Source organism: Streptomyces tailanensis (genome assembly GCF_008386495.1).
GTDB lineage: Bacteria > Actinomycetota > Actinomycetes > Streptomycetales > Streptomycetaceae > Streptomyces > Streptomyces tailanensis.
This window is the reverse complement of sequence record NZ_VTHJ01000155.1, coordinates 1-3,071: the sequence shown is the minus strand read 5'-3', so window position 1 is coordinate 3,071 and position 3,071 is coordinate 1. Positions and strand designations below refer to the sequence as shown.

The window sequence follows — 3,071 nt, the reverse complement described above, 5'->3', positions numbered from 1 at the left end:
GGTATCGCCACCCGCTACGACAAGACACCCAAGAGCTACCTCGCCGGAGTCTACCTGCGCGGCTCGATTATCTGGATCAAGGAGCTCGCGCGGGCCACCCCTTGATCGAAACCAGATACAGGCCCTAGCCGCGCCCCTGGACTCGTCGACCGTCGGATCGGTAAAGCCGTCGAGGACGAGGGTGCGCGGGGCGCCGTACCTGCTGCCGAGCAGGTCGGTCAGGTCCTGCGGATCCAGGTTGCTGGGCAGGCATATGTAGCCGTCCCCCGGGCCGAGTTGGGCCAGCAGGGCGTTGACGGTCGCTTGCGTGAGCTCCATGGCGGACAGTGAAGCGCACCGCACTGACAATGGACGTACTACAGACGTATCTGATGCCAAACCGGGAGGTTTTGGACTCCACCCGAGGAGACCGCTACTGAACATAACCATTGTCAACGGGATCGCGGATCTGCTCATCCGCTGCTAAGGGCTTGCAGATCAATAACCCGCCGGTTTGATCTCGGCTGTGGTGGCGTCGTAGTCGAGGTACACCGCGATGTCTGTTGGTGTGCGGAAGCGGGCGGTGGAGGGGGTAACGCGGTGGTCTTGTGCTTCCAGGAGTGGGCGGATTTCCCGGATCACGCGGCTGACGGTCATGGTGGTGATGCCGAAGAGTTGACCGAGGAGTTCCTGGGCGGCGAGTTTGCGCAAGGGCATACCTTCCCGAGTGGGTGATCGTCAAGTCACCGAGTAGGCCCGCGTTGCCGCGCGGGTCGGGAAGGCACGCCCGGTGCGACGTGAAGTCACATCGCACGCAGAGTTCGCAGGGGAGGAGACATGTCATGCGGACCTGACCAGTGATCAACGGTCAGTCCCCAGCCTCCGGTGCGCCGGGAGTAATCCCGGGGTGCTGAGCGGAGCTGGTCAAGCCCAAGGGCTCGCGGGCCATTCGCAGGCTACAGGCGAAGGGGAAGTCCGGACGGGTGAGCGACAGCGAACTCTCGTCGACTCGTCGTCAGACTTACACCGCTCAATGGTCAGCACTTGGCGGTCGAATCCTCTAGGGCTGGGAAGCCCGGCGCGGCAGGTCCCCATCGGGAACAGGGCTGGTTCAGAGCCCTGGGGATCATGGAAACGTGCAGGTCGCTGAGTGTCGGCGGTCCGGCGGAAGGCCGTCATGAACGCATCGAAGCTCCGGTTGACGGGGTGACCTTGCCAAGTCGCCCTGCCCGTCCGGAGCTTCGATGTGCCGCCAGTCTGCCATTGTCTGCCTGACCAAGTCGCCCACTGCCGCCCAGCGCGGCGTGAACGGTGTCGTTGAACGGCTGGCCGTTCTTCGCGATCCGCGGGATCGACGGGGACGGCGCCATTCGCTGGTATCGGTCCTGCTCACCGCCTGCTGCGCGGTGCTGGCCGGGGCCCGCTCCTACCTGGCCGTCGGTCAGTGGGCCCGCCACGCGCCCCTGGATGCACTCGCCCGCCTCGGCGTGCGCGCCGCCGGCCCGCTGGGCGTGCGCCGCGCACCGTCGACCTCCACGATCCGCCGCATCCTGACCCTGGTGTGCCCCGGCGGGCTTGCCGACCTGCTCGGATGCGATCCCGCAGGCGCCCGGCACCTGGCCGTGGACGGCAAGGCCGCCCGCGGCTCGCGCACGGACACCGGCGCCGCCGCCCACCTGCTCTCCGCCGTCCTGGAAGGCGGACGCACCGTCAGCCAGCTGCGGGTACCGGACAAGACAACCGAGGTCACCGGCTTCACGAAACTGCCGGCTCCGTTCGACCTGGCCGGTGTCGTGGTCACCGCCGACGCCCTGCACACCCATCGTGACCACGCCAGGTGGCTGGTGGAGGCGAAGAAGGCGCACTACCTGCTCGTGATCAAGCGGAACCAGCCGACACTGCATACCGCGCTGCGCCTTCTACCGTGGAAGGAGGTGACCGTACGCCGCTACGACCGTGAGGCAGGGCACGGGCGGCGTGAGACCCGCACGGTGCGCACGCTCACCGTCACCGGTCTCGGGCTGGACTTCCCGCACGTGACACAGACCGCGAAGATCCACCGGCACCGCACCGACCTCAAGACCGGCAAGATCACCCGCGAGACCGTCTACGCCATCACCGACCTGACGGCGCGTGAGGCATCACCCCAGGCCATCGGCCAACTCGCCCGCGCACAATGGGGCATCGAGGCCGTGCACCACGTCAGAGACACCACGTTCGGCGAGGACGCCTCGAAGATCCGAACCGGCCACGGCCCAGAGAACATGGCCACACTGCGCAGCTTCGCGATCAGCACCCTGCGCACCGCCGGACACGACACCATCGCCGCCGGCCTGCGCGAGGTCTCCTACACGCCCTTCACCCGTCCGCTGGACCTGATCGGACTGCCCTGACCAGCAACACCACATGATCGCCAGGACTTTGAATCAGCCCTGCCGATGGTGCGGACCTTCTTGCCCTCCTCCACCCCGGTGAAGTGAGAGGGCGTCCTCGCTGCCTCGCATCTCCAGCAGGAAGGGGCTGCGGTGGGCGAGAGCGGCCTTGGCCAGGCGCTCGATGCTCACACCTGCATGGAGCAGGAAGACTTCCTCGGGCGCTGTCACGTTGGTTGACCGGGTGGGATGATCTTCTGGTTGATGGTGCTGGAGGGGGCTGCCGGTGGGGAGCGTGTCGCTGTCGTACAAGGGGCACCGGTACCCGGTCGAGGTCATCTCCCGCTGCGTGTGGCTGTACCACCGCTTCCCGCTGTCGTTCCGCGAGGTCGAGGAGCTCATGCTCGAGCGCGGGATCGTCGTCTCCTACGAGACGGTGCGCCGCTGGTGCGCCAAGTTCGGGCAGCAGTACGCGAGCGCGCTGCGCCGCCGGCGGCCTCGGCCTGGTGACATATACCACCTGGATGAGGTCTTCATCAAGATCAACGGGGAACAGAAGTACCTGTGGCGGGCCGTCGACCAGGACGGCAACGTCCTGGACATCCTCGTGCAGAACCGCAGGGACAAGGCCGCGGCCAGACGCTTGCTGCGCCGCCTGATGACCAAGACCCGCACAGTGCCGCGGGTGATCGTCACCGACAAGCTCCGCTCCTACGGCGC

At 66.8% G+C, this 3,071-nt stretch carries 3 protein-coding genes and 1 pseudogene; 2 read left to right on the top strand and 2 right to left on the bottom strand.

Going from position 1 to position 3,071, the window contains the following annotated elements; all coding sequences use genetic code 11:
• Nucleotides 1–477: 477 nt before the first annotated feature.
• Nucleotides 478–687, bottom strand: a pseudogene (locus F3T56_RS45655) (helix-turn-helix domain-containing protein); the annotation flags it as partial.
• 536 nt (nucleotides 688–1,223) lie between these two features.
• Here F3T56_RS45655 and F3T56_RS45650 point away from each other — a divergent pair.
• A complete protein-coding gene (locus F3T56_RS45650; RefSeq protein WP_246204893.1) occupies nucleotides 1,224–2,372 on the top strand; it encodes an ISAs1 family transposase in 1,149 nt (382 codons plus the stop codon).
• A 33-nt stretch (nucleotides 2,373–2,405) separates the two neighbouring features.
• On the opposite strand, the gene F3T56_RS46825 is transcribed toward F3T56_RS45650, so the two are convergent.
• Complete coding sequence (locus F3T56_RS46825) at nucleotides 2,406–2,543, bottom strand: hypothetical protein (RefSeq protein WP_172639497.1); 138 nt, start codon at nucleotides 2,541–2,543, stop codon at nucleotides 2,406–2,408.
• Nucleotides 2,544–2,637: 94 nt separating this feature from the next.
• Here F3T56_RS46825 and F3T56_RS45645 point away from each other — a divergent pair.
• The coding region (locus F3T56_RS45645; protein ID WP_149831341.1) for an IS6 family transposase at nucleotides 2,638–3,071 on the top strand (434 nt) is incomplete at its 3' end.